The sequence below is a fragment of the Streptomyces alkaliterrae genome (assembly GCF_007097205.2).
GTDB classification, from domain to species: domain Bacteria; phylum Actinomycetota; class Actinomycetes; order Streptomycetales; family Streptomycetaceae; genus Streptomyces; species Streptomyces alkaliterrae.
The window spans coordinates 1-25,789 of sequence record NZ_VJYK02000040.1 but is presented as its reverse complement, the minus strand read 5'-3'; the positions used below and the strand labels follow the sequence as shown (position 1 = coordinate 25,789).

Below are 25,789 nucleotides of genomic sequence, written 5' to 3'. Positions count from 1 at the left end.
CACCCCGCCCTTCTGGGGCACCCGGGTGATCAAGGGAATCCAGCTCAAGGAGTACGCGTCCTGGCTGGACGAGGGCGCCCTCTTCAAGGGCCAGTGGGGCCTGAAGCAGGACCGCAGCGGCGAGGGTCCGAGCTACGAGGAGCTGGTGGAGACCGAGGGCCGTCCCCGGCTGCGCGGCTGGCTCGACACCCTCCACACGGAGAACCTGCTGGAGGCGGCCGTGGTCTACGGCTACTTCCCCTGCCACTCCGAGGGCAACGACCTCGTGCTGCTGAAGGAGGACGGCGGCGAGCTGACCCGCTTCACCTTCCCCCGGCAGCGCCGCGGCCGCCGCCTGTGCCTGGCGGACTTCTTCCGCCCGGCCGAGAGCGGCGAGCGGGACGTGGTCGGCCTGCAGGTCGTCACCGTCGGCTCCCGTATCGGGGAGGCCACCGCCGAGCTGTTCGCCAACGACTCCTACCGCGACTACCTGGAGCTGCACGGGCTGTCCGTCCAGCTCGCCGAGGCGCTGGCCGAGTACTGGCACGCGCGGGTCCGCTCGGAGCTGGGATTCGCCGGGGACGACCCGGACGCCATCGAGGACATGTTCGCCCTCAAGTACCGGGGCGCGCGCTTCTCGCTGGGCTACGGCGCCTGCCCGAACCTGGAGGACCGGGCGAAGATCGCCGAGCTGCTGCAGCCCGAGCGTATCGGGGTGAAGCTGTCCGAGGAGTACCAGCTGCACCCGGAGCAGTCGACCGACGCCATCGTGCTGCACCACCCGGAGGCGAAGTACTTCAACGCGCGCTGAGCCGCGGAAGTCAGCGCGGAACCGGGCCGAGGGGCGTACACTGTCCGACCCGGTACGGGCCGGTTGTCCCACCTTGTGAGGGGTGGGCGACCGGCCCTCGTGCTCCTTCGGAGGTGTTCGCGTGACCAGCTCGCTTCCCGACCTCATCACCCGTGCGGCGGACGGCTCGGCGCTCCAGGCCGTGCTGCTGGATCTCGACGGCACGCTCGTCGACACCGAGGGCTTCTGGTGGGACGTCGAGAAGGAGGTCTTCGCGGAGCTCGGCCACGCGCTCGACGACCACCACCGGCAGGTCGTCGTGGGCGGCCCCATGACCCGCAGCGCCGCCTATCTGATCGGTGCCACCGGGGCCGACATCACGGTGGAGCAGCTGTCGGCGGAGCTGCAGGCCCGCTTCGCCGCCCGGGTGGAGCGCGGTGTGCCGCTGATGCCCGGAGCAGGCCGGCTGCTCACCGAGCTGACGCGGCACGGGGTGCCGACCGCCGTGGTCTCGGCTTCCCACCGGGCCACCATCGACGTGATGCTGGAGTCGGTCGGCCCGCACCACTTCCGGCTGTCGGTGGCGGGGGACGAGGTCGAGCGGACCAAGCCGCACCCCGAGCCCTATCTGACGGCCGCGCGCCACCTCGGCGCCGAGCCCGCGCGCTGCGCCGTGGTGGAGGACACCGCCACGGGCGTGACGTCGGCGGAGACGGCCGGCTGCCGGGTGGTGGCGGTGCCGTCGGTGGCGCCGATCGCGGCGGCGGCGGGTCGACGGGTGGTGGAGTCGCTGGAGCACGTGGACCTGCGCTTCCTACGTGCGATGGTGCCGCACGTCAACTGACGCGTTCGGGCGATCGGCGCGGGATGTGGTGAGCTTCGTCACCGCGCCGCGCGCCGACGCCGCACGGAAGCGGTGTCGACACCCGCGTTACCGGCGGTAATGGCGGGGGTTTCGTCCGCTTTGACGCGGCTTGGTCCGGTGCCCCCGGACGGCCCGGCGCCGGACGATTTCCCCCGCCGCAGCGAGGGCGGAACAGCGTGTGCGGAAGGAGGTCCCGGGCGCCACTAATCTTCTTCATCCCGGCTTCATTTGACCGAACCACCCCCGGAGCCGGGTGAGGGAGACCGTCGCACCATGAACCGCAAGACACTCGTACTGCCCGCGCTGGCAGGAGTGATGACCACCGTGCTCACCGCGTGCGGTACCCAGCCGGGCGCCCGCGCCGACGGCGACACGCTCGTGGTCGGTACCACCGACAGCTTCGAGGTCTCCGCGTCGACGCCCGCCCCCTTCGACCCGGCCGCCGTCTACGACACCGCCACCTGGAACGTCTTCCGCAGCACCTTCCAGACCCTGCTGCGGCTGCCCCGCTCGGGCACCCTGCCGGAGCCGGAGGCCGCCGAGAAGTGCGGCTTCACCGACACCCGCAACACCCACTACCGCTGCACTCTCCGCGAGGGACTGACCTTCTCCAACGGCCGCGATCTGACCGCCGCCGAGGTCGTCCACTCCATCCGCCGCGTACTCACCATCAGCGACAGCCACGGCCCGGCCGCGCTGCTGAGCAACATCAAGGCCATCGAGACCACACCCGGCAACGCCGTCCTGTTCAGCCTGAAGAAGCCCGACGCCACCTTCCCGCACAAGCTGGCCACCCCGGCAGCCGCGATCGTCGACCCCGAGGAGTACCCGGCCGACGCGCTGCGCGAGGGCACCGAGATCACCGGCTCCGGCCCCTACGTCGTCGACGAGGTCAAGGACGGCCGCATCAGGCTCAGCGCCAACCCGCGCTACCAGGGCGGCCTCAAGCCGCGCACCAAGTCCGTCGAACTGCGCGGCTACCCGGACGCCGACCAGCTCGAACAGGCCCTGACCCGCGGCGAGATCGACCTCGTCACCCGCACCCTGGCGCCCGACCAGATAGAGCGGCTGCGCGAGCGCGACGACATCGACCTCCAGGAGACCACCAGCCAGAGCATCCGCTACCTGGTCTTCAACACCGACGCGCCGTCCGCGCGGACCAAGGCCGTACGCCAGGCCGTCGCCCAACTCGTCGACCGCCAGGCACTCGTACGGGACGTCTACCTGCGCACCGCCGAACCGCTGCACTCGATCGTCCCCGGCGGGCTGCCCGGCCACCGGGCCGCCTTCCACACCCGGTACGGCGAGCCGGACGCCAAGGCCGCCCGGCGCCTCCTCGACGAGGCCGGCGTCGACACCCCGGTGAAGCTCACCCTGAGCCACACCAGCGACTACTACGGCCCGGCCACCCGCGACGAGTTCAAGGCGCTCGCCGCCCAGCTGAACAGGAGCGGACTCTTCCGGGTCAGCGTGACGAGCGCGCCCTGGAAGGAGTTCCGCAAGGCCGCCGTCGACGGCGAGTACCAGGTGTTCGGCATGGGCTGGTCCCCGGACTTCCCGGACGCCGACAACTTCGTCGACCCCTTCTTCGGCGAGGACAACTTCCTCGACAGCCCGTACCGGAACGCGGAGATCACCGACCGGCTGATCCCGCGCACCCGGGCGGCCGCCGAACGCGACCAGGCCGAACGGCAGTTCGTGAGGATCCAGGAGATCGTCGCCGACGAGGTGCCGGTGCTGCCGCTGTGGCAGGGCAAGAGCCACGTCGCCGCCCGTTCGGGCGTCACCGGCGTGGAGTGGGCCCTGAACTCCTCCTCGGTGCTCCAACTGTGGGAGCTGGGTCGCGGCTGACCCGGCCGAGACCTTCAGGACAACGGGTAACCCCCCGCCGGCAGACACCCGGAACAGACCGGAAACACCCGGAAAAGACAAGGTGAGAGTAGTGCGTGTGAGGAAGCGGACCAGTTGGGTCGCGGTGCCGGTCGGCACCGCGCTGGCGGCGGCCCTGCTCAGCGGCTGTGGCTCGGAGGACGGCTCCGGCGGCTCCGGCGGCTCGCTGGTCATGGGGATGACGGACAAGGTGCTGTCCGTCGACCCCGCCTCCGGCTACGACCCCGGTTCCTGGCTGGTGTTCAACAACGTCTTCCAGCCGCTGCTGAGCTTCCCCAAGGGCGGCGGCGAACCGCAGCCCGAGGCGGCCGAGAAGTGCGGCTTCCAGGACGGCGCCAGCAAGGTGTTCTCCTGCACCCTGCGCAAGGACCTGAAGTTCAGCAACGGCAACGACCTCACCTCCAAGGACGTCAAGCACTCCTTCGAGCGGACCCTGCGCATCGACGACGCGGACGGCCCGGCCGTCATGCTGCACACCATCAAGGAGATCGAGACGCCCGACGAGCGGACCGTCGTCTTCCGGCTCAACACCTCCGACGCCACCTTCCCCCAGAAGATCGCCTCCGGTGCCGGCTCCATCGTGGACCACCGCGAGTACCCCGCCGACGCCCTCCGCAAGGACGGCAAGGCGATCGGCTCCGGCGTCTACACGCTCGACAGCTACGACTCCGACAAGGCCGACTTCTCCGTCAACTCCGGCTACACCGGACCCGCCGAGGCCAGGAACTCCGGCATGACGATGAAGTTCTTCGACGACCAGGAGGCGCTGCGCAAGGCGCTCACCGACCGCGAGGTCGACCTCGCCTACCGCGGCCTGGCCACCAAGGACATCGCCGAACTGGAGATGGCCACCACCAAGGAACGCGAAGGCGTCCAGATCGTCCAGGGCACCAGCGCCCAGCTGCACCACCTGGTCTTCAACGTCAAGCACCCGCAGGTCAGCGACGTCGGCGTGCGCCGAGCCGTCGCCCACCTGATCGACCGGTCCAGCCTCATCCGCGACGTCTACCGACGCACCGCCGAGCCGCTGTACTCCGTCGTGCCCGCCGGCATCACCGGCCACAACACCGCCTTCTTCGACCGCTACGGCGAGCGCCCCGACCGGGCCAAGGCCCAGGCCGCCCTCCGCTCCGCCGGCATCGAGGGCAAGGCCAAGCTCACCCTCTACTCGCCGCCCGAGCGCTACGGCCCGGACACCACCCGCGAGATGGAGGCCATCGCCAAGCAGCTCAACGCCAGCGGCCTCTTCGAGGCCCAGGCGAAGGTCGTCGAACTCGAGCAGTACGAGAAGGACGTCGCCGCCGGCAAGTACCCCGTCTACGTGCGCGGCTGGATCCCCGACTACCCGGACCCCGACAACTTCGTCGACCCGTTCTTCGGCAAGGACAGCATCCTCGGCAACGGATACGAGTCCGGCCGCATCGCCGGCGAGCTGCTGCCCCGCACCGCCGCGCAGAGCAACCGCGCCCAGACCGTCGAGGACTTCGGCGCCATCCAGGACCAGATCGCCCGCGACGTGCCCGTACTGCCGATCTGGCAGGGCCGCCAGTACGCCGTCGCCCGCGACGGGGTCGCCGGCCTGGAGTGGACGCTCGACGCCTCCACCGTCTTCCGCTTCTGGGAACTGAGCAAGAGCTGAGCCCGCGGGTGCGCGGAACCGGACACACAGCCGGGGCTCGGAGAGGCGGCCGCCTCCCCGAGCCCCGGCGTCCGTTGTGCCGTCAGTGCGCGCCCGGGCGGACCAGACCGCTCTCGTAGGCGTACACCGCCGCCTGCACCCGGTCCCGCAGCCCGAGCTTCGTCAGCACGTGGCCGACGTGCGTCTTGACGGTCGTCTCGCTGACGAACAGGTCCGCCGCGATCTCCGCGTTGGACAGCCCGCGCGCCACCAGCTTGAGCACCTCGACCTCCCGGTCGGTGAGCGTGTGCAGCGTCTCCGGCACCGGCTCCTCGCCCGTCGGCAGCTTCTCGGCGTACTTGTCCAGCAGTCGGCGGGTGATGCTCGGCGCCAGCATCGCGTCACCGGCGGCGACCACCCGGATCGCCTGCACCAGCTCCTGCGCCGGCGCGTCCTTCAGCAGGAAGCCGCTGGCCCCCGCCCGGAGCGCCTCCACCACGTACTCGTCGAGGTCGAACGTGGTCAGCACCAGCACCTTGGCCGGACCGTCCTTCTCCGGCCCCGAGATGTGCCGCGTCGCCTCCACGCCGTCCATCCGGGGCATCCGGATGTCCATCAGCACGACGTCCGGCTGGAGCGCCCGCACCTGTTCGAGGGCCTGCTGGCCGTCCCCGGCCTCCCCGACGACGGCGATGTCCTGCTCCGCCTCGAGGATCATCCGGAAACCGGTGCGCAGCAGCGGCTGGTCGTCAACCAACAGGACACGGATAGTCACACGAACTCCCCTTCACAGGCCAGGCGGCCACGGTCGGACCCATTGTCGCCCACACGCCCCGCCGGAGGTCGGCGCCCTCAGCCGTCCGACCCCGGCGCGTCGTCGAGCGGCAGCCGGGGCTGGACGACCAGCGGGTACGGCGGGGGAGTGCCGCCGTACTCCGGGCAGTGCGCCTGGAAGTCGCACCAGCCGCACAGCGGGCCGCGCCGCGGCCGCCAGTCCCCGGACTCCGTCGCCTCGTTGATCGCCCGCCACAGCGCCAGCAGCTTGCGCTCCACGGCGGCCAGATCCCTCTCGTCCGGGTCGTGCGTCAGCACGTCCCCGCTGCCCAGGTAGACCAGCTGGAGCCGCCGGGGCATCCGCCCACGCAGCCGCCACAGCACCAGCGCGTAGAACTTCATCTGGAACAGCGCCTCCGCCGCGTACTCCGGCCGGGGCGCCTTGCCCGTCTTGTAGTCGACGACCCGCACGTCGCCGGTGGGCGCCACGTCGACCCGGTCGATGATGCCGCGCAGCCGCAGCCCGGACGCCAGCCGCGTCTCGACGAAGAGCTCCCGCTCGGCGGGCTCCAGCCGGCTCGGGTCCTCCAACGAGAACCAGCGCTCGACCAGCGCCTCCGCCTCCGCCAGCCACCGCGCCAGCTCAGGCCCCGGTACGCCACCGCCCGGCTCGCCGCCCGGTTCGCCGCCGGGCTCACCGTCCGGCGTGTCCTCGGGCCGCGCGAACAGCTCCGCAAGCTCCGGCCGCCGCGCCAGCAGCCGCTCCCACTCGCCGACCACCAGCGAGCGCGCCCGGGGCACGCTGCGCCGCTCGGCGGGCTCGTCGAACAGCCGCTCCAGCACCGCGTGCACCACCGTGCCCTTGGCGGCCGCCGCGCTCGGCTTCTCCGGCAGCCGGTCGATCACCCGGAAGCGGTACAGCAACGGGCAGCGCATGAAGTCCGCCGCCCGGGAGGGGGACAACGACGTCGGCGCCCCCGGCATCGCCGGCTCCCGCCCACCACCCGCCACGTCGCCCGCGGCCTCCTGCCCGGGGGCCTCCTGCCCGGCCCCGGAGGCCGCCTCGGTGGTGTCCGGAAGCTCAGCACTGGTACCCATGGAGCACGACCCTAAGGCCCGCCACCGACAGTCGGAGACATACCATCGACCTCAGCACCCGGCAGCCTGCATGATCCTGGGGTGAGCACGCCCTGACGGGGCGTGGTGACGGCAGCGATGAGAGGATCCCGTGGCAGACCCGGACAACCGCGCCGAGCCGCAGACGTCGAACCGCAAGCCCGGCGACACCGGGCCCGGGACGGCGCGGTCACCGCGCAGGCCAGGCGGCGGCATCCTGATGGGCCGCCCGTTCGGCGTGCCCGTGTACGTGGCGCCGAGCTGGTTCCTGGTCGCCGCCCTGATCACCTGGGTGTTCGGCGGGCAGCTCGACAGGATCCTGCCGGACCTGGGCGCCGCCCGCTATCTCATCGCGCTGTTCTTCGCGGTGGCCTTCTACGCCTCCGTGCTCGTCCACGAACTCGCCCACACCGTCGCCGCGCTCCGCTTCTCCCTCCCCGTCCGCCGCATCCAGCTCCAGTTCTTCGGCGGCGTCTCGGAGATCGAGAAGGAGTCCGAGACCCCGGGCCGCGAGTTCGTGCTCGCCTTTGTCGGCCCGCTGCTCTCCCTGGTCCTGGCCGGCGTCTTCTACCTGGGCATGTTCACCGTCGAGGCGCGCAGCGTGCCCGGCGTCCTGCTCGCCGGACTGATGATCTCCAACCTCATCGTCGCCGCCTTCAACCTGCTGCCCGGCCTCCCGCTGGACGGCGGACGCATGCTGCGCGCGGTGGTCTGGAAGCTCAGCGGCGACCCGATGACCGGCACCGTCGCCGCCGCCTGGACCGGCCGCGTGCTGGCCGTCACCGTCCTGATCGGCCTGCCGCTGGCCACCCACGCCACCGGCCTCTCCCGAGGCGAGAGCGTCGGCAGCCTCAACTCGCTGACCGACGCGCTGCTGGCCGCGATCCTCGCCGCGATCATCTGGACCGGCGCCGGCAACAGTCTGCGGATGGCCCGGCTGCGGGCCCGGCTGCCCGAACTGCGCGCCCGTGTCCTGACCCGCCGCGCGGTGCCGGTTACCGCCGACACCCCGCTGTCGGAGGCGCTGCGCCGCGCGAACGAGGCCGGCGCCCGGGCGCTGGTGGTGGTGGACGGCCAGGGCGAGCCCACCGGCGTGGTACGCGAGGCGGGCATCGTCTCGGTGCCCGAGCACCGGCGCCCGTGGGTCGCCGTCGGCGGCCTCAGCCAGGACCTCACCGAGGGCATGCGGGTCTCCGCCGAACTCGCAGGCGAGGACCTGATCGAGCATCTGCGGGAGGTCCCCGCCACCGAGTACCTGGTGGTGGAGGAGACCGGGGAGATCTACGGCGTGCTCTCCACCGGAGACGTCGAGCGCGCCTTCGTCGCGGCCATGTCCAAGTCCCGCGCCGTCTGAGCCCTCGGCCCGGTCCGCCGCACGGCGGCGGCCGTGGTCACCGACGGTCGTGCGCTGGACTAGGCTGGGGGCCATGTCCGAACCGACCGGTGCCGCCCGTAGACGCGGCCCCTTCCAGGTCGGGGACCAGGTCCAGCTGACCGATCCCAAGGGACGCCACTACACGTTCACGCTCGAAGAGGGCAAGAGCTTCCACACCCACAAGGGAGCCTTCCCCCACGACGAGCTGATCGGCGCGCCCGAGGGCAGTGTCGTCCGTACCACCGGGAACGTCGCCTATCTGGCGCTGCGGCCCCTGCTCCCCGACTACGTCCTGTCCATGCCGCGCGGTGCGGCCGTCGTCTATCCCAAGGACGCCGGCCAGATCCTCTCGATGGCCGACATCTTCCCCGGCGCCCGGGTCGTCGAGGCCGGCGTCGGGTCCGGCTCCCTCAGCATGTTCCTGCTGCGGGCCATCGGCGACCAGGGCATGCTGCACTCCTACGAGCGTCGCGCCGACTTCGCCGGCATCGCCCGGCAGAACGTCGAGCGGTACTTCGGCGCCCCGCACCCCGCCTGGCGGCTCACCGTCGGCGACCTCCAGGACAACCTGAGCGACACCGACGTGGACCGGGTCATCCTGGACATGCTGGCGCCCTGGGAGTGCCTGGAGGCCGTCTCCAAGGCACTGGTGCCCGGCGGTCTGCTCTGCGCCTACGTCGCCACCACCACCCAGCTGGCCCGCACGGTCGAGGCGATCCGCGAGCACGGCTCGTTCAACGAGCCGGCCGCCTGGGAGACGATGGTCCGCAACTGGCACATCGAGGGCCTGGCGGTCCGCCCGGACCACCGCATGATCGGCCACACCGGCTTCCTGCTCACCGCCCGGCGGCTCGCCGACGGCGTCGAACCGCCGATGCGCCGACGCCGCCCGGCCAAGGGCGCCTACGGCGAGGACTACACCGGCCCCGGCGGCGGCCGCGACGCCGAAGGCGGCGCCCGCCGGGCCTGACCGCCGCGTACGACTCCGCCCGCCGGTTCCCGCGTCCCACCTGGGAGCCGGCGGGAACCGGCGGACCGTCAGACTTCCGGCCGCCCCCCGGCGTTCCCTCCTCGTGTGACGTGTGGCACCATGCGGGCACCCCCGTCACCCGGCCACCAGGAGACCTCTCCCGTGCAGCCCACGGCAGGCCCGCCCCTCCCGCACACCCGCAGCCGCTTCACGCACTGGCTCGGCACGGCCGCCGCGTTGGCCGCCGTCGTGGGTGTGACCGCCGTCGTCCAGCCGACCGGCGCGACGGCCAGCACCTCACCCGCCACCACCGCCTCCCCGGGACCGGACCCGCGGAAGGCCGACTACCCGCTCGACTGCGGGCCGTGGAAGGTCGGCGTGGTGCACTCCGCCGCCGCCGACTTCGACGGCGACGGCTCCACCGAGACGGTCGCCGTCGTGCGCTGCGTCACCGGCACCGGCACACCGCCGAGCGGGATGTACGTTCTCGGCCACTCGGCGGCCGGCGGCGCGCCCCGGATCGTCGCCACGCTCGTCGAGCCGGAGGACCAACTCACCGTGGACGACCTGTCGGTGCGGCGCGGCAGGATGACGGCCACCGTGCGCGGCTACTCCTCGGACGACGTGCCGCGCTGCTGCCCGGACCTCGAGCGCGAGGTGAGCTGGCGCTGGCGGGACGGCCGGTTCGCGGTGCTGGCGTCCCCGGCGGCCACGGCCGTCTGAGGCCGGAGCGGGCCGGTCCCGCTCAGTCCGCGTCGGGGCCGTAGACCTCGACGCCGTCCGCGGCGCGGCGCACGTGGATGCACTCGCCCGGGCACTCCTTGGCCGAGTCCACGACGTCCCGCAGCAGCGGCAGCGGGACCGGGACCGTGGCCCCCGCCTCCGTCCGCAGCTCGTCGTCGGAGTCCTTGACGTAGGCCAGACCGTCGATGTCCAGCTCGAAGACCTCAGGCGCGTACTGGGCACAGATCCCGTCACCGGTGCACAGGTCCTGGTCGATCCAGACCTCGAGCTCGCCGGTAGCGGTGTCGTCCTGCACGGTCATGTCGCCTGCCGTTTCCTGCGTGGGTGCCAATTGGAGCCAGCCCTGACGGGTGTTGACCACATCGACCTTACAACCGGCTCCGAAACGATGTTGTTCGGACGTCGTCGAAGTGGGTATTCACCTGGCGTGAGGGAGCGCGCAAGGGTGAAGATCAGACACACCCCGACAGTCTTTGTGATCTAGGGGTTTCAACCGCCGCAGGCCCAGGTAGGGTCTGGAAGCGTCCAGCTCCCCCTGGAGGAGGTGAGGACCGTGGCAGCCCACGACGACGACATCAACCGCGGCACCCGGCCCGGTCGGGGCTCTGAGGACCCGGCCGCGCAGGTTGCCTACCTTGAGCAGGAGATCGCCGTCCTGCGCCGCAAGCTCGCCGACTCTCCGCGGCATACTCGGATTCTCGAGGAGCGGATCGTCGAGCTCCAGACCAACCTGGCAGGCGTCTCCGCTCAGAACGAGAGACTGGCCAACACTCTGCGTGAGGCCCGTGACCAGATCGTGGCCCTGAAGGAGGAGGTCGACCGGCTGGCCCAGCCGCCCGCCGGCTTCGGTGTCTTCCTGCAGGCCAACGAGGACGGCACGGCCGACATCTTCACCGGCGGCCGGAAGCTGCGGGTGAACGTCAGCCCCAGTGTCGAGCTGGAGGACCTCCAGCGCGGCCAGGAGCTGATGCTCAACGAAGCGCTCAACGTCGTGGAGGCGATGGAGTTCGAGCGCGCCGGCGACATCGTCACGCTCAAGGAGGTGCTGGAGGACCGGGAGCGTGCCCTGGTCGTCGCGCACACCGACGAGGAGCGGGTGGTCAAGCTCGCCGAACCCCTGCTGCACACCACGCTGCGGGCGGGCGACGCCCTCCTGCTGGAGCCCCGCTCGGGCTACGTCTACGAGGTGGTGCCCAAGAGCGAGGTCGAGGAGCTCGTCCTCGAAGAGGTGCCGGACATCGACTACACCCGGATCGGCGGCCTCGGCGGCCAGATCGAGCTGATCCGCGACGCCGTCGAGCTCCCGTACCTCTATCCCGACCTGTTCAAGGAGCACGAGCTGCGGCCGCCCAAGGGCGTGCTGCTGTACGGCCCGCCCGGCTGCGGCAAGACGCTCATCGCCAAGGCGGTCGCGAACTCGCTGGCCAAGAAGGTCGCCGAGGTGACGGGCCAGCCGGCCGGGAAGAGCTTCTTCCTCAACATCAAGGGCCCCGAGCTGCTCAACAAGTACGTCGGCGAGACCGAGCGGCACATCCGCCTGGTCTTCCAGCGGGCCCGGGAGAAGGCCAGCGAGGGCACGCCCGTCATCGTGTTCTTCGACGAGATGGACTCCCTCTTCCGCACCCGGGGCTCCGGCGTCAGCTCGGACGTGGAGAACACCATCGTCCCGCAGCTGCTCTCCGAGATCGACGGTGTGGAGGGCCTGGAGAACGTCATCGTGATCGGCGCCTCCAACCGCGAGGACATGATCGACCCGGCCATCCTGCGCCCCGGCCGGCTGGACGTGAAGATCAAGATCGAGCGTCCGGACGCCGAGGCGGCCAAGGACATCTTCTCCAAGTACCTCACGCACCGACTGCCCATCCACGCCGACGACCTCGCCGAGCACGGCGGGGACGGCCAGGCGGCGGTGGCGGCCATGATCCAGTCGGTCGTGGAGCAGATGTACGCCGAGTCCGAGGAGAACCGCTTCCTGGAGGTCACCTACGCCAACGGTGACAAGGAGGTCCTGTACTTCAAGGACTTCAACTCCGGGGCGATGATCCAGAACATCGTCGACCGCGCCAAGAAGATGGCCATCAAGGCGTTCCTCGACCAGAACCAGAAGGGTCTGCGCGTCTCCCACCTGCTCGCCGCCTGCGTCGACGAGTTCAAGGAGAACGAGGATCTGCCCAACACCACCAACCCGGACGACTGGGCCCGGATCTCCGGAAAGAAGGGCGAGCGGATCGTGTTCATCCGTACGCTCGTCACCGGAAAGCAGGGCGCGGACACCGGCAGGTCGATCGACACGGTGGCGAACACCGGTCAGTACCTGTAGCGACAACACCGTCCGGCTGCGGCCGCCCGTCCCGGGCGCCCGCAGCCGGAACATTTCCCACCAGCTTTTTCCAGGGAGCGGCTGTTCGCACAGCGCTCTTTTTGCAGGCGCGGCCCGCCCGGTGATTACCGACTCGGCCGAAGGCGTCCTAGGCTTTCCTGGCAGGCGCCGAGAACGCCCGGTGTCGGAGGTTCCGCCGCACCGGACGGACGCGCGCAGCGGACTGTGGCCCCGGTCCGACGACGAGCCGGGGTGTGGCGAGGAGGGCCGCATGACCGTACGGCGAGTAATGGGCATCGAGACGGAGTACGGCATCTCCGTGCCTGGGCATCCCAACGCCAACGCGATGCTCACCTCCTCCCAGGTCGTCAACGCCTACGCGGCGGCGATGCACCGTGCCCGCCGCGCGCGGTGGGACTTCGAGGAGGAGAACCCGCTGCGGGACGCCCGCGGCTTCGACCTGGCCCGTGAGTCCGCCGACGCCAGCCAGCTCACCGACGAGGACATCGGCCTGGCGAACGTCATCCTCACCAACGGCGCCCGGCTCTACGTGGACCACGCCCACCCGGAGTACAGCGCGCCCGAGGTCACCAACCCGCTGGACGCCGTCCTGTGGGACAAGGCCGGCGAGCGGATCATGGCCGAGGCCGCCACCCGGGCCGGCGAGGTCCCTGGCGCCCAGCCGATCCACCTCTACAAGAACAACACCGACAACAAGGGCGCCTCCTACGGCACGCACGAGAACTACCTGATGAAGCGGGAGACGCCGTTCTCCGACATCGTGCGGCATCTGACGCCGTTCTTCGTCTCCCGCCAGGTGGTCTGCGGCGCCGGCCGGGTCGGCATCGGGCAGGACGGCGGCGCGCACGGCTTCCAGATCAGCCAGCGGGCCGACTACTTCGAGGTCGAGGTCGGCCTGGAGACGACCCTCAAACGCCCGATCATCAACACCCGCGACGAGCCGCACTCGGACGCCGAGAAGTACCGCCGCCTCCACGTGATCATCGGCGACGCCAACCTCTCGGAGATCTCCACCTACCTCAAGCTCGGCACCACCTCACTCGTGCTGGCCATGATCGAGGACGACTTCATCGCCGTCGACCTGGCCGTCGACCAGCCCGTGCGCACCCTGCACCAGGTCAGCCACGACCCGTCGCTGCGCCAGTTGATCACGCTGCGCAGCGGCCGCACACTCACCGGCGTCCAGCTCCAGATGGAGTACTACGAGCTGGCCCGCAAGTACGTCGACGAGCGCTGGGGCGCCGACGCCGACGAGCAGACCAAGGACGTGCTCACCCGCTGGGAGGACGTGCTGGGCCGGCTGGAGCGGGACCCGATGAGCCTGGCGGGCGAGCTGGACTGGGTGGCCAAACTGGAGCTCATGGAGGGCTACCGCAGGCGGGACGGCCTGGACTGGGACGCCGCCCGGCTCCACCTGGTGGATCTCCAGTACGCCGACGTACGGCCCGACAAGGGCCTCTACAACCGCCTGGCGGCCCGGGGCAGGATGGCCAGGCTGCTGACCGAGGAGGACGTCCGGCGGGCCTGCGGCAAGCCGCCCGAGGACACCAGGGCGTACTTCCGGGGGCGCTGCCTGGAGCAGTACGCCGACGACGTGGCGGCGGCCTCCTGGGACTCGGTGATCTTCGACCTCCCCGGGCGCGACTCGCTCCAGCGGGTCCCCACGCTGGAGCCGCTGCGCGGCACCCGCAAGCACGTGGAGGCGCTGCTCGACCGCTGCGAGACGGCGGAGGAACTGGTCCGCGCCCTGTCCGGAAGGTGATCGGACCGAAGTCGATCTCGGGGGTTCCGATCGGCGTGTCCCGGGAATCAACGAGGTGGTTCGAGAGCTTGAGGAAAAGAAGGGCCGAATGTCAGTCCCTGCTTATAGGGTCTGATCTTGAACGTCGAATCCGAGCGGGGTGAGGTAGATGGCGACCAAGGACACCGGCGGCGGACAGCAGCGGGCGACTCGTTCGACCGAGGAAACCGAAGAGCAGACCCAGGAAGCGACAGTCTCGGAAGACCTCAAGGAACGCCAGGAGGCCCTTTCCGACGACGTGGACTCCGTCCTCGACGAGATCGACGACGTCCTCGAGGAGAACGCCGAGGACTTCGTCCGGAGCTTTGTGCAGAAGGGCGGCCAGTAAGCGGCGACGCTCCGCTCCGGCGCCGGCCCCACCGGTGCCGGAGCGGCCCGGCCCGGCCCTGACTCCGACCCCTGCCCGCGGCGGCGCGGCGGCCTCGACGCCCGCGCCGCCGTAGGACGCGCATGCCCGGCGGAGCCGCGCTGTTCGCAGCTCGCGGAAGGTCGCCCGAACAGGGTGGAACTCGATCAACGTACGGGTAGGGTCCGAGGCAGTACCCGTCCCGGTCGCGGTCTCGACCGGGCGGTCCAGGTTCCCGGCCGCCGCCCGCGGCCGCATACGTGGAAGGAAACGCGTGGAAGCCAACATTGGTAGCACCGGGCGTCTACCGGCCGCCTTCCTGACGCCCGGCTCGTCCTCGTTCATGGACTTCCTGGCCGAGCACGCGCCGGAGCAGCTCCCCGGCAACCGGCCGCTGCCGCCCGTGCAGGGGGCGGTGCAGGCGCCGCACGGCACCACGATCGTCGCCGCGACCTTCCCCGGCGGCGTCGTGCTCGCCGGTGACCGCCGGGCGACCATGGGCAACATGATCGCCCAGCGCGACATCGAGAAGGTCTTCCCCGCCGACGAGTACTCGGCGGTCGGCATCGCCGGCACGGCCGGCCTCGCGGTCGAGATGGTCAAGCTCTTCCAGCTGGAGCTGGAGCACTTCGAGAAGGTCGAGGGCGCGCAGCTCTCGCTGGAGGGCAAGGCGAACCGCCTGTCCACCATGATCCGGAGCAACCTCGGCATGGCCATGCAGGGGCTCGCGGTGGTCCCGCTGTTCGTCGGCTACGACACCGATCGCGACCAGGGCCGGATCTTCTCCTACGACGTCACCGGCGGCCGCTCCGAGGAGCTGGGCTTCGCCGCGGTGGGCTCCGGCTCGGTCTTCGCGCGCGGCTCGCTCAAGAAGCTCCACCGGAGCGACCTCAGCAGGGAGCAGGCCGCCACGGTGGCCGTCCAGGCCCTCTACGACGCCGCCGACGACGACTCCGCCACCGGCGGGCCCGACCTCACCCGGCGCATCTATCCGGTCGTCGCGGTGATCACCGAGGACGGCTACGCGCGGCTGACCGAGTCCGAGGTGTCGGAGATCGCCCGCTCGATCCACGAAGGCCGCCTCCAGCACCCCAACGGGCCCCAGGCCCCGGTTCTCTAAGCACAGGAAGGGACGGGAACGCCGGTGTCCACGCCGTTCTACGTATCGCCCCAGCAGGCCATGGCGGACCGCGCCGAGTACGCCCGCAAGGGCATCGCGCGCGGCCGCAGTGTGGTGGTGCTCCAGTACACCGAGGGCATCCTCTTCGTCGCGGAGAACCCGTCGCGGGCGCTGCACAAGGTGAGCGAGATCTACGACCGCATCGCGTTCGCGGCGGTCGGCAAGTACAACGAGTTCGAGAACCTGCGCATCGGCGGCGTCCGCTACGCCGACCTGCGCGGTTACACCTACCACCGCAACGACGTCACCGCGCGCGGGCTGGCCAACGTCTACGCCCAGACGCTCGGCACGATCTTCTCCAGCGGTGCCGAGAAGCCCTACGAGGTGGAGCTGATCGTCGCCGAGGTGGGCGAGGCGCCGAAGGACGACCAGATCTACCGGCTGCCGCACGACGGCTCCATCGTCGACGAGCACGGCTCCGTGGCGGTAGGCGGGAACTCCGACCAGATCGGCTCCTACCTCGACCAGCGGCACCGGGACGACATGACGCTCCCCGAGGCGCTGAAGCTGGCCGTGGAGGCACTGGGCCGGGACAACAACGGCGGCGAGCGCACGCTGACCGCCGACCAGCTCGAGGTGGCGGTGCTGGACCGCGGCCGCCCCCAGCAGCGCAAGTTCAAGCGGGTCCTCGGGCGGCAGCTGGCGCGGCTGCTCGACCCGGGCGCGACCACCGCCGACGCCTCGGAGGTCGCGGCCTCCGACACCGACGGCGACGCCGAGGCCGACGACAGTACGGCCACCGGCGGCAGCACCGGTACCGACAGCACGGGTACCGACACCACCGAGTCCTGACCGGTGCGCGTACCGGGCGCCTGACGTGACCGCCGAGCGGCGGTCACGTCAGGCGGGGCCGCCCCGCGCCCGGGCGGATCAGCCGGGTGGCGGCGGGGCGCAGGAGCCGCGCCGTACGAGGGTCACCGGCAGTACGGCCGAACCGGGGTCCTGGCCGTCCAGCACGGCCAGCAGCGCCCGCATGCCTGCGGCGCCCACTTCCCGCGCGGGCAGCCGCACCGTGGTCAGCTCCGGTTCCAGGGCGACGGCGAGCGGAAGGTCGTCGAAGCCCGTCACCGACAGGTCCTCGGGCACCCGCAGCCCCAGTCGGCGGGCCGCCTTGTAGGCGCCGGCCGCCAGCAGGTCGTCGTCGCAGACGACGGCGGTGGGGCGGGGCGATTCCTCCAGCAGTTCCTGTGCGGCGCGCAGCCCGTCGGCCACGTCGAGGCGGGCGGCGCGGCGCGCCGGCGGCGGCATGCCGGCGTCGGTCAGGGCGCGGCCGAGGCTCGCCGCCCGCTCGTCGAACGTCCAACTGGGCACGGCCGCCGCCAGATGTGCCACCCGCCGGTGGCCGAGTCCCAGCAGGTGGTCGACGACCTGCCGCATGCCGTCGGCGATCGCCAGGTTCACCGTGCCCGCCGCGGGCGTGGAGCCGGGTTCGCTGTCGAGCATCACCAGCGGCAGGCCGCCGCCGTGGAGCCCGCCGCGCTGGAGTCCGGTCAGCGCCTCCGCCGCCATCGAGGAGGCGATGACGCCGTCGAGCGCCGCCCGGGCGGAGCTGAACGGGTCCCGCGCCGGCCCGATACCCTCGGGGGAGGGGTAGAGCACCACTCCGAAGTCGTGCTCGGCCGCCACCTCGGCCGCGCCGAGATGGACCTGGGCGAAGAAGTCGCTGGTCAGGGCGGGTACGACAAGCATCGCGGTGCGGGTGCTCCCGGTGCGCAGACTGCGTGCGGCGAGGTTGGGCCGGTAGCCGAGGCGGTCGGCGGCCGCCCGTACGGCGTCCGCCGTGCGTGTGGAGACCCGGCCCCGCCACTTGTCCCCGAGCACCAGGGAGACGGTGGCCTGGGAGACCCCGGCGGACTTGGCGACGTCGCGGCTGGTGGGCCGTGGGGAGGAAGTGCTCACACGCGCTCCGGCTGCTTTCCGTTGGACCTCGGGACGCCGTCATGGTACGTATGACGACACCACGTTATACGTAACACCTGGAGGGTTTGATGAGCGGGACAGCGCGGTCGGGCACCGGCTACGCCGAACTGCTGCGCGCACGGCACGTCACCCGACTGCTGCTCGGCACCCTCGTCGGGCGCCTGCCGAACGCGACCGCGCACGTCGCCATCGTCCTGTTCGTCCGCTCCGAGGGCGGCAGCTACACGCTCGCCGGAGTGCTCGCCACCGTCTACGGACTGGCCACCGCCGTCGGCCAGCCGCTCCTCGGGCGGGCCGTCGACCTCGTCGGCCAGCCCCGCGTGATGCTCCCGGCCGCGCTTGTCTCCGCGCTCGGCATGCTGGCGTTCGCGGCGGTCGGCATCCGGCCGCTCGGGCTCGCGGCGGCCGCCGTGCTTGTCGCCGGGCTGTTCACCCCGCCGCTGGAGGGCGGCCTGCGGGCACTGTGGCCCAGCGTCCTGGGCCGCCAGGACCGGGTGCACCGGGCCTACGCGCTCGACTCCGTCGCCCAGGAGGTCATGTTCACCATCGGCCCGCTGGTGGTGACACTCGCCGTCGCCCTGTGGTCCGAGGCCGGCGCGCTGCTTGTGATCAACGTCATCGGCGTGCTGGGCGCCCTCTCGGTGGTCGCCTCCGAGCCGTCCAGGAAGTGGCGCAGCGCCCCGCGTGAGGCGCACTGGCTCGGCGCGCTGCGCTCGTCCGGGCTGCTGGCGCTGCTCGGCGCGTTCCTCTTCGTCGGGATGGCGCTCGGCTCCATCACCGTCGCCGCCGTGGCCTACGCCGACGGCGAGCACGGCGTCGCGACCAACCTCGTGTACGCGCTGCTGATGTCCGGCATCGGCTTCGGCGCGCTGGTCGGCGGCCTCGCCTACGGCGCCCGGGACTGGTCAGGGCCGCCCGAACCCCGGCTGCGGGTCCTGATCGGACTGCTCGCGCTCGGCTACCTCCCGCTGCTGCTGGTGCCCGGCTATCTCGCGATGACCTTGCTGGCCTGCCTGGCCGGGCTCTTCCTCGCCCCGGCGCTCAGCTGCGCCTTCGTGGTGGTAGACCGCCACGCGCCGAGGGGTACCGTCACCGAGGCGTTCTCCTGGCTGGTGACCACCTTCGGCGTGGGCGCGGCACTGGGCACCGCCGTCGTCGGGCCGGCCATCGAGGGCGGTGGCGTCGTCGGCGGCTTCGCCGTCCCGGGCGCCGCGGGCGCGGCCGCGCTGCTGGTCCTGCTGGCCACCCGCCGCGCCCTGGCGGAGCCGCCGCAGCACGCCACGCCGGACACCGCCCAGGTCCTCACGCGGCCCGCCACCCGGGGCGCCACCGGGGAAAACCAAACGAACCGCCCGAGCGAACCCGGTTTCAGATCACGTCATCAGGCGTAATGTTCATGCATGGACCGCCGAATCTTCGGGCTGGAGAACGAGTACGGCGTCACATGCACGTTCCGGGGTCAGCGGCGGCTGTCCCCAGACGAGGTGGCGCGGTACCTCTTCCGCCGTGTCGTGTCATGGGGCCGCTCTAGCAACGTGTTCCTGCGCAACGGCGCCCGTCTCTACCTCGACGTGGGCTCGCACCCGGAGTACGCCACTCCCGAGTGCGACAACGTGACCGAACTGGTCACCCACGACAAGGCGGGCGAACGCATTCTCGAGGGGCTCCTCGTCGACGCCGAACGCCGGCTGCACGAGGAGGGCATCGCCGGCGACGTCTACCTGTTCAAGAACAACACCGACTCCGCCGGCAACTCCTACGGCTGCCACGAGAACTACCTCGTGGCCCGCCACGGCGAGTTCTCCCGTCTCGCCGACGTCCTCATCCCGTTCCTCGTCACCCGGCAGCTCATCTGCGGCGCCGGGAAGGTGCTCCAGACGCCGCGCGGCGCCGTCTACTGCGTCAGCCAGCGTGCCGAGCACATCTGGGAGGGGGTCAGCTCGGCGACCACCCGCTCCCGTCCGATCATCAACACCCGCGACGAGCCGCACGCCGACGCCGAGCGCTACCGGCGACTCCACGTCATCGTCGGCGACTCGAACATGTCCGAGACGACCATGCTGCTGAAGGTCGGTGCCACCGACCTCGTCCTGCGCATGATCGAGGCGGGCACGGTCATGCGCGACCTCACCCTGGAGAACCCGATCCGGGCGATCCGCGAGGTCAGCCACGACACCACCGGGCAGCGCAAGGTCCGCCTCGCCAGCGGCCGGGAGGCCTCCGCCCTGGAGGTCCAGCAGGAGTACTACGAGAAGGCCGCCGACTTCTGCGACCGCCGGGGCATCCGCACCGGCCTGACCGAGCAGGTCCTGGAGCTGTGGGGCCGCACCCTGGAGGCGGTGCGCGAGCAGGACCTGGACCGGGTCGGCTCCGAGATCGACTGGGTCATGAAATACCAGCTCATCGAGCGCTACCGGGCCAAGCACAACATGAGCATGTCCAACCCCCGGGTGGCCCAGATAGACCTCGCCTACCACGACATCCACCGCCGCCGCGGCCTGTACTACCTGCTCGAACGCAAGGGCCAGGCCAAGCGCGTCTGCAACGACCTCAAGATCTTCGAAGCCAAGTCGGTGCCCCCGCAGACCACCAGGGCCCGACTGCGCGGCGACTTCATCCGCCGCGCCCAGGAACAGCGCCGCGACTTCACCGTCGACTGGGTCCACCTCAAGCTCAACGACCAGGCCCAGCGCACGGTCCTGTGCAAGGACCCGTTCCGCTCCGTCGACGAGCGGGTGGAGAAGTTGATCGCCGGCATGTGACGCGGCGCGGCGGCCCGGCAGCGGTGCGACCGCCGCCGGGCCGCCGTCGCGCGGCCTCGGCACGGGTACGGGTACTCGTGGGCGAGTGGGTCGTAGAGTGAGGCCCGTCGACCACCCCCGAGCCCGAGTTGGACTGATGAAACTCAACATGAGCACACGCCGCGCGGCCGCGGCGTTGACCGCCTCCCTCTGCCTGTTCGCCACCGCCTGCGGCTCCGACGACGGCGGCAACGACAACGCGTCGGGCTCCCGGGTCGAGGTGTCCGGCGCCTTCGGCGAGAAGCCGGAGGTGAAGGTCGATTCGGACGCCAAGCCCGCCGACGAGGTGGTCGTCGAGACGGTCAGCGAGGGCAAGGGCAAGAAGGTCGAGAAGGGCGACTTCATCCGCCTGGACTTCGCCGGCTACACCATGAAGGACGGCAAGGAGCTGGGCGGCACCTGGGCCGCCGAGGGCGAGAAGGAAGAGAAGGGCAAGGCCCGGCGCCAGCTGGTGCAGGCGGCCGGCCAGCCCAGCCGCGAGCTGCCCGATCCCGTTCTGGAGGCGGTGCTCGGCCAGAAGGCCGGCAGCCGCATCACCGTCGAGGGCACGGCCGAGGCCGTGGTCGGCGAGGGCCTGAACCCGGAGGCCGGCATCGACCCCGGTGACGGCCTCGTCTGGGTGATCGACGTCGTCGGCGCCGACAAGGTGGACGCGAAGGCGGAGGTCAAGGGCGACCAGGCCAAGCCGGCCGACGGCATGCCCGAGGTGAAGTACAACTCCCAGAAGGCCGCCGACATCACCGTCCCCAAGGGCGTGAAGGCGCCCACCGAGCTCGAGGAGCAGGTCCTGGTCAAGGGCTCCGGTGACGAGGTCGTGGCCGGCGACGGGCTGATCGTGCAGTACACGGGCGTGAAGTGGGAGGACGGCAAGAAGTTCGACGCCTCCTGGGACCACAACGGCGCCACCGCCTTCCAGATCGGCACCGGTTCCGTGGTGCAGGGCTGGGACCAGGGCCTGGTCGGCAAGCGGGTCGGCGACCGCGTCGAGCTGGTCATCCCGCCGAAGCTGGCGTACGGGCAGTCCGGCGGCGAGCTGGCGGAGAACACGTTGATCTTCGTCGTCGACATCGTGGGCAAGGTCTGACCGGCGTCTGCGAGACTTGCCCGACAAGCTGATCGAGAAATTCCTGTGGGAGCGATTTCGTGAACATCGACAAGCCTGAGGTGGACTTCCCCGAGGGCGAGCCGCCGGCCGACCTGGAGATCAAGGACATCTGGGAGGGCACAGGCCCGGAGGCCAAGGCGGGCGACAACGTCTCCGTGCACTACGTGGGCGTGGCGTTCAGCACCGGCGAGGAGTTCGACGCCTCGTGGAACCGGGGCAAGCCGCTCCAGTTCAAGCTCGGCGTCGGCCAGGTCATCTCCGGCTGGGACCGCGGTGTGCAGGGCATGAAGGTCGGCGGACGCCGTCGGCTGACCATCCCGGCGCACCTGGCGTACGGCGACGCGGGCGCCGGCAACGTCATCAAGCCCGGCGAGACACTGATCTTCGTCTGCGACCTGGTCTCCGTCTGAGCGACCCGCCGCACGGCAGTGCCACCTCGGACGGGAGCCTCCTACCACGGGTAGGGGGCTCCCGTCCCGTGTTTGTCCTGGGAAACGCGGTAGCGGTACGGTCGTCGATCGAGACGGGCAGGAGAGAGGGCGTCATGGCGATTGCCAAGGCCGAACGGCTGATGAATCTGGCGCTGTGCCTCCTGGGGACGACGCGGCCGCTGACCAAGCGTGAGCTGCGGTCCTCGATCGAGGCGTACCTGGAAGCGGGCAACGAGGACAGCTTCAACCGCATGTTCGAGCGGGACAAGGACGATCTGCGCGAACTCGGCCTGCTCATCGAGACGGTGGAGAACTTCGAGGGCGAGGTCGCCTACCACGCGCGGCGCGACCACAACCGGCTCCCGCCGATCTCCCTCGACGCCGAGGAGGCCGCAGCCCTCCAACTGGCCGCCAAGGTGTGGCAGCAGGCCCGGCTGGCCGGCGCGGCCAGCGGTGCCCTCCAGAAGCTGCGGGTGGCCGGCATGCCCGTCAGCGAGGGGCCCGAGGACGCCTACGCCGCACTGGAACCACGCATCCCCGCCCGGGAGGCCGCGTTCGAGCCGCTCATGCTGGCCTGCCGCGACCGCCGCCCGGTTGTCTTCGCCTACCGCAAGTCCAACGCGGCAAGCGCCGAACGCCGACAGGTCGAGCCCTGGACCCTGGAGTGCTGGCGCGGCCAGTGGTACCTCGCCGGCTGGGACCGCGACCGCCGCGACAGCAGGGTCTTCCGGCTCTCCCGGATCACCGGACCCGTCCGCAGCCGGGCCGGCGCCTACACCGCGCCCGTACCCGACCAGGTCCGGGTGCGCGAGACCGTGGAGCGCTGGGCGGGCGAGAGCGCCACCGGCACGGCCCGCATCAGACTGCGCAAGGAGTGCGGCTACCCGCTGCGCGCCCGCGCCCTGTCCGTCCGGGACCTCGGCGAGGACTGGGACGAGCTGGAGATCCCGCACGGCCACGGACTGGACGCCTGGCTGGTGGAGTTCGGCCCCGACGTGGTCGTGCTGGAGCCCGCCGAACTGCGGGCGGACGTGGTCGACCGGCTGCGCGCCGTGGCCAAGGGCTGAGGGGACACGGACATGGCGAGCAACGCGATCGACCAGACCAGGCGGATGCTGTCCCTGGTGACGTACCTCAAGGAGCGCCCCGGCGCCCGGGTGGAGGACGTCGCCCGGGCCTTCGGCGTGACCCCGGAGGAACTGATCGCCGACCTGAACGTGCTGCCCATGTGCGGCACCAGCTTCCGGGGCGGCGACCTGCTGGACATCGACACCGACGGCGAGCACATCTGGTGGCACAACGCCGACGCGGTCTCCTCCGGCGGCGCGCCGCTGCGGCTGGCCGCCGACGAGGCGACCGCGCTGCTGGTCGCCGCCCGCGCGGTGGCGACGCTGCCCGGGCTGCGGGAGGGCGACCGCGAGGCGCTGGTACGGGCCACCGCCAAGCTGGAGGCGGCCGCCGGGGAGAACGCCGGCGCCAGCTCCCGCGTCTCGGTGACCTTCGAAAGCGAAGGCGGCGTCTTCGCCGAGGTCGACCGGGCCATCAGCGAACGCCGACGGCTGTGGCTGCGCTACTACTCGCCCTCCCGCGACGAGCTGACCGAGCGCGAGGTCGACCCCGTCCGGCTGTTTGTCCTCGGCCACACCTACATGGAGGCGTGGTGCCGGCTCTCCGAGGCGCGCCGGACGTTCCGCCTCGACCGGGTCGCGGAGATCCGGCTGCTGGACGAGCCCTCCGACCCGCCCGCCGTGACACCGCGCGACCTCTCCGCCGGGCTGGTGCAGCCTTCCCCCGAGGACCCCGAGGTGGTCGTCGAGGTGGGTCCCGGCGGCCGGTGGGTCGCCGAGTACTACCCGCACGACAGCGCCGAGGAACTGCCCGACGGCGGTCTGCGGATCACCCTGCGCGCCCCCGACCCCGCCTCGCTGCGCCGACTCGCGCTGCGGCTCGGCCGCGACGGCCACATCGTCTCGCCCGCCGGGCTGGCGGACGCCGCGCGGGACGCCGCCCGCGCGGCACTCGCCGCCTACGACGGCTGAACCTCCCCCAGCCTCCGGCCGGGGGTGCCCCCTGCGCTCTCCTCCCTCCGCCTGGGGCATCTCCCGGCCGACGAAACACGCGCTAGGCTCCTGGCATGCTCTGGCCGATGTTGTTCGTCACGCTCGCCTTCTGCGGGATCGCCGTGCTGGGAGTGCTCGCCGTGCGGGTGGGCCTGGAGGTACGGCGCTTCTCCCGCGCGGTGGCGGACAGCTCCGAGCGGATCACCCGCGCCGCCGAGGACCTGGAACGCGCGGCGGGGCCGCTCGCCGCGGGCGCCGACGCGGTACGCCGGCACTGAGGGATCCGGCGGCGCCCGGCCGTGCCGCCGACGGCCTTCAGCCACGGTACGCGCGCACATTGCCAGGCGTTTACCGCCGCGCGTTACGATGAACTGGCCCTGGGCTGATCGGGCGCACTCGCCGCTCAGCCGACAACGGTATCCCCGCCTCGGTGAGAAGGTAGACATATGTTCGGTCAGATCGGTCCGTGGCAGCTGGTCATCATCATCGCCCTCATCGTGCTCATCTTCGGCGCGAAGCGGCTGCCGGACGCCGCCCGCAGCCTGGGCAAGTCGCTCCGCATCCTCAAGAGCGAGACGTCCGCGATGAAGACGGACGGCGCCTCGTCCGCCGAGGCGAACAAGTCCTCCGAGACGGGCGACAAGCAGGCCGACCCGGCGCCCCGCACCATCCAGGCCGCTCCGGGCGACGTCAGCAGCTCCCGTCCGGTGGAGGAGCCGAACCGCACGAACCAGGGCTGACCCGCCCCGCACGCTCCGGCGGCCCACCCGCCGCCTGACCGGGCCCGTGGAGGCCCGGTCGTCACGAGATCCGCCTTATCGCTTAAGGACGTGGGGTGCTCAAGTCCGCCCGCAAGAAGCCCAAGGACCCCGAGGGGCGGATGCCCTTGGTGGAACACCTGCGCGAGCTGCGCAACCGGCTGGTCAAGGCTCTTCTGGCCATCGTGCCGCTGATGATCGTCGCGCTGTTCTTCGCCAAGGACATCATCGCCTTCATCAGCGAACCGGTGCCGCAGTGCGCCGACCAGGCGGAGGCCGCCGCGCAGGGCGGTCGTTGCGCGGTGCTGTCGCACATGGGCATCACCTCACCCTTCACCACCTTCGTGAAGGTGTCGCTGATCACCGCACTGGTGGGCGCGGCGCCGGTCTGGCTCTACCAGCTGTGGGCCTTCCTCGCCCCCGGGCTGCACGCCAGGGAGAAGAAGTACGCGCTGTCCGCGGTGGCGTTCGGCACCCCGCTGTTCCTCACCGGCGCCTACCTCGCGTACTGGGTGCTGCCGCACGCCGTGCCGATCCTGCTCAGCTTCAGCATCGACGGGTCGACGAACATCGTCACCGTCGACGACATGATCGACATCTCGGTCAAGCTGGTCCTCGCCTTCGGCTTCGCCTTCCAGCTCCCGCTGGTGCTGGTCCTGCTCAACCTCGGCGGCGTCCTCTCCGGTAAGCGGATGCTCGGCTGGTGGCGCGGCATGGTCATGGGCATCGCGATCTTCGCCGCGATGGTGACGCCGACCGACCCGGTCTCGATGCTGGCCCTGGCGGTGCCGATCACCGCGCTGTACTTCGGCGCGACGGGCTTCTCCCTGCTCAACGACCGCCGCCGGGACAAGCAGAACCCGGACGCCCGCCTCTCCGACGACGAGGCCTCCGACCTCGACCTCACCCCCGCGCCGGTCCCCGC

Annotated in this window: 25 protein-coding genes and 1 pseudogene; 22 read left to right on the top strand and 4 right to left on the bottom strand. The window is 71.3% G+C overall.

The window, feature by feature from the left end:
* The 4 genes from FNX44_RS06035 to FNX44_RS06020 all read left to right on the top strand — a co-directional run.
* Window positions 1–790 (top strand): vitamin B12 dependent-methionine synthase activation domain-containing protein (locus FNX44_RS06035; RefSeq protein WP_323369076.1); only part of this gene is annotated, 790 nt, incomplete at its 5' end.
* Between the two features lie 121 nt (window positions 791–911).
* A complete protein-coding gene (locus FNX44_RS06030) occupies window positions 912–1,613 on the top strand; it encodes an HAD family hydrolase (RefSeq protein WP_143646922.1) in 702 nt (233 codons plus the stop codon).
* A 294-nt stretch (window positions 1,614–1,907) separates the two neighbouring features.
* Window positions 1,908–3,485 (top strand): ABC transporter substrate-binding protein, encoded by a 1,578-nt coding sequence (locus tag FNX44_RS06025; RefSeq protein WP_143646921.1) that lies wholly within the window; start codon window positions 1,908–1,910, stop codon window positions 3,483–3,485.
* Window positions 3,486–3,582: 97 nt separating this feature from the next.
* Window positions 3,583–5,163 carry an ABC transporter substrate-binding protein gene (locus tag FNX44_RS06020; RefSeq protein ID WP_143646920.1) on the top strand — a complete coding sequence of 527 codons (1,581 nt, stop codon included), beginning with the start codon at window positions 3,583–3,585 and terminating at the stop codon, window positions 5,161–5,163.
* An 82-nt stretch (window positions 5,164–5,245) separates the two neighbouring features.
* Here FNX44_RS06020 and FNX44_RS06015 read toward each other — a convergent pair whose 3' ends face one another.
* Window positions 5,246–5,917 carry a response regulator gene (locus tag FNX44_RS06015; RefSeq protein WP_143646919.1) on the bottom strand — a complete coding sequence of 224 codons (672 nt, stop codon included), beginning with the start codon at window positions 5,915–5,917 and terminating at the stop codon, window positions 5,246–5,248.
* Between the two features lie 77 nt (window positions 5,918–5,994).
* Window positions 5,995–7,014, bottom strand: a complete 1,020-nt coding sequence (locus FNX44_RS06010; protein WP_143646918.1) for a RecB family exonuclease — start codon at window positions 7,012–7,014, stop codon at window positions 5,995–5,997.
* Window positions 7,015–7,144: 130 nt separating this feature from the next.
* Here FNX44_RS06010 and FNX44_RS06005 point away from each other — a divergent pair, with 130 nt between their 5' ends.
* The 3 genes from FNX44_RS06005 (at window position 7,145) to FNX44_RS05995 (ending at window position 10,100) form a co-directional block, all read left to right on the top strand.
* The gene (locus tag FNX44_RS06005) at window positions 7,145–8,386 is read left to right on the top strand and encodes a site-2 protease family protein (RefSeq protein WP_323369075.1); all 1,242 of its coding nucleotides are present in this window, start codon (window positions 7,145–7,147) and stop codon (window positions 8,384–8,386) included.
* A gap of 73 nt (window positions 8,387–8,459) precedes the next feature.
* Window positions 8,460–9,377 carry a tRNA (adenine-N1)-methyltransferase gene (locus FNX44_RS06000; protein ID WP_143646917.1) on the top strand — a complete coding sequence of 306 codons (918 nt, stop codon included), beginning with the start codon at window positions 8,460–8,462 and terminating at the stop codon, window positions 9,375–9,377.
* Window positions 9,378–9,539: 162 nt separating this feature from the next.
* Window positions 9,540–10,100, top strand: coding sequence for a hypothetical protein (locus tag FNX44_RS05995; protein WP_143646916.1), 561 nt, complete (start codon window positions 9,540–9,542; stop codon window positions 10,098–10,100).
* 22 nt (window positions 10,101–10,122) lie between these two features.
* Here FNX44_RS05995 and FNX44_RS05990 read toward each other — a convergent pair whose 3' ends face one another.
* Complete coding sequence (locus FNX44_RS05990; protein ID WP_143646915.1) at window positions 10,123–10,422, bottom strand: ferredoxin; 300 nt, start codon at window positions 10,420–10,422, stop codon at window positions 10,123–10,125.
* Between the two features lie 252 nt (window positions 10,423–10,674).
* Between FNX44_RS05990 and arc the strand changes: the two genes are divergently transcribed.
* From arc to prcA, 6 genes and pseudogenes are all read left to right on the top strand, one after another.
* Window positions 10,675–12,441 carry a proteasome ATPase gene (gene arc, locus FNX44_RS05980; RefSeq protein ID WP_143646914.1) on the top strand — a complete coding sequence of 589 codons (1,767 nt, stop codon included), beginning with the start codon at window positions 10,675–10,677 and terminating at the stop codon, window positions 12,439–12,441.
* Window positions 12,442–12,712: 271 nt separating this feature from the next.
* A complete protein-coding gene (dop, locus tag FNX44_RS05975) occupies window positions 12,713–14,224 on the top strand; it encodes a depupylase/deamidase Dop (RefSeq protein WP_143646913.1) in 1,512 nt (503 codons plus the stop codon).
* Window positions 14,225–14,372: 148 nt separating this feature from the next.
* Entirely contained in the window at window positions 14,373–14,591 is a 219-nt protein-coding gene (locus FNX44_RS05970; protein WP_143646912.1) for a ubiquitin-like protein Pup, read from the top strand.
* Window positions 14,592–14,857: 266 nt separating this feature from the next.
* A pseudogene (locus FNX44_RS28795) lies at window positions 14,858–14,932 on the top strand (endonuclease VII domain-containing protein); the annotation flags it as partial.
* The gene (prcB, locus tag FNX44_RS05965; protein WP_153506918.1) at window positions 14,929–15,729 is read left to right on the top strand and encodes a proteasome subunit beta; all 801 of its coding nucleotides are present in this window, start codon (window positions 14,929–14,931) and stop codon (window positions 15,727–15,729) included. The pseudogene FNX44_RS28795 and the gene prcB, both read left to right, overlap by 4 nt.
* A 24-nt stretch (window positions 15,730–15,753) precedes the next feature.
* Window positions 15,754–16,581, top strand: coding sequence for a proteasome subunit alpha (gene prcA / locus FNX44_RS05960; protein ID WP_143646910.1), 828 nt, complete (start codon window positions 15,754–15,756; stop codon window positions 16,579–16,581).
* 78 nt (window positions 16,582–16,659) lie between these two features.
* Here the strand turns inward: prcA and FNX44_RS05955 are convergent, their stop codons facing one another.
* Window positions 16,660–17,688, bottom strand: a complete 1,029-nt coding sequence (locus FNX44_RS05955; RefSeq protein ID WP_143646909.1) for a LacI family DNA-binding transcriptional regulator — start codon at window positions 17,686–17,688, stop codon at window positions 16,660–16,662.
* An 89-nt stretch (window positions 17,689–17,777) separates the two neighbouring features.
* Here FNX44_RS05955 and FNX44_RS05950 point away from each other — a divergent pair, with 89 nt between their 5' ends.
* From FNX44_RS05950 to tatC, 9 genes are all read left to right on the top strand, one after another.
* Entirely contained in the window at window positions 17,778–19,100 is a 1,323-nt protein-coding gene (locus FNX44_RS05950; protein WP_143646908.1) for an MFS transporter, read from the top strand.
* A 9-nt stretch (window positions 19,101–19,109) separates the two neighbouring features.
* A complete protein-coding gene (pafA, locus tag FNX44_RS05945) occupies window positions 19,110–20,471 on the top strand; it encodes a Pup--protein ligase (protein ID WP_143646907.1) in 1,362 nt (453 codons plus the stop codon).
* 136 nt (window positions 20,472–20,607) lie between these two features.
* A complete protein-coding gene (locus FNX44_RS05940; protein ID WP_143646906.1) occupies window positions 20,608–21,594 on the top strand; it encodes an FKBP-type peptidyl-prolyl cis-trans isomerase in 987 nt (328 codons plus the stop codon).
* Window positions 21,595–21,653: 59 nt separating this feature from the next.
* On the top strand, window positions 21,654–22,025 hold the full coding sequence (locus tag FNX44_RS05935; RefSeq protein ID WP_143646905.1) for an FKBP-type peptidyl-prolyl cis-trans isomerase: 372 nt from the start codon (window positions 21,654–21,656) through the stop codon (window positions 22,023–22,025).
* A gap of 134 nt (window positions 22,026–22,159) precedes the next feature.
* Window positions 22,160–23,113 (top strand): helix-turn-helix transcriptional regulator, encoded by a 954-nt coding sequence (locus tag FNX44_RS05930; protein WP_143646904.1) that lies wholly within the window; start codon window positions 22,160–22,162, stop codon window positions 23,111–23,113.
* A 12-nt stretch (window positions 23,114–23,125) separates the two neighbouring features.
* Window positions 23,126–24,085: a helix-turn-helix transcriptional regulator gene (locus FNX44_RS05925; RefSeq protein ID WP_143646903.1), complete on the top strand. Its 960-nt coding sequence runs from the start codon at window positions 23,126–23,128 to the stop codon at window positions 24,083–24,085.
* A gap of 95 nt (window positions 24,086–24,180) precedes the next feature.
* Window positions 24,181–24,384 carry a hypothetical protein gene (locus FNX44_RS05920; RefSeq protein WP_143646902.1) on the top strand — a complete coding sequence of 68 codons (204 nt, stop codon included), beginning with the start codon at window positions 24,181–24,183 and terminating at the stop codon, window positions 24,382–24,384.
* Window positions 24,385–24,552: 168 nt separating this feature from the next.
* Window positions 24,553–24,846 carry a Sec-independent protein translocase subunit TatA gene (gene tatA / locus FNX44_RS05915; RefSeq protein ID WP_143646901.1) on the top strand — a complete coding sequence of 98 codons (294 nt, stop codon included), beginning with the start codon at window positions 24,553–24,555 and terminating at the stop codon, window positions 24,844–24,846.
* A 95-nt stretch (window positions 24,847–24,941) separates the two neighbouring features.
* On the top strand, window positions 24,942–25,789 hold an 848-nt coding region (gene tatC / locus FNX44_RS05910), incomplete at its 3' end, for a twin-arginine translocase subunit TatC (protein WP_143646900.1).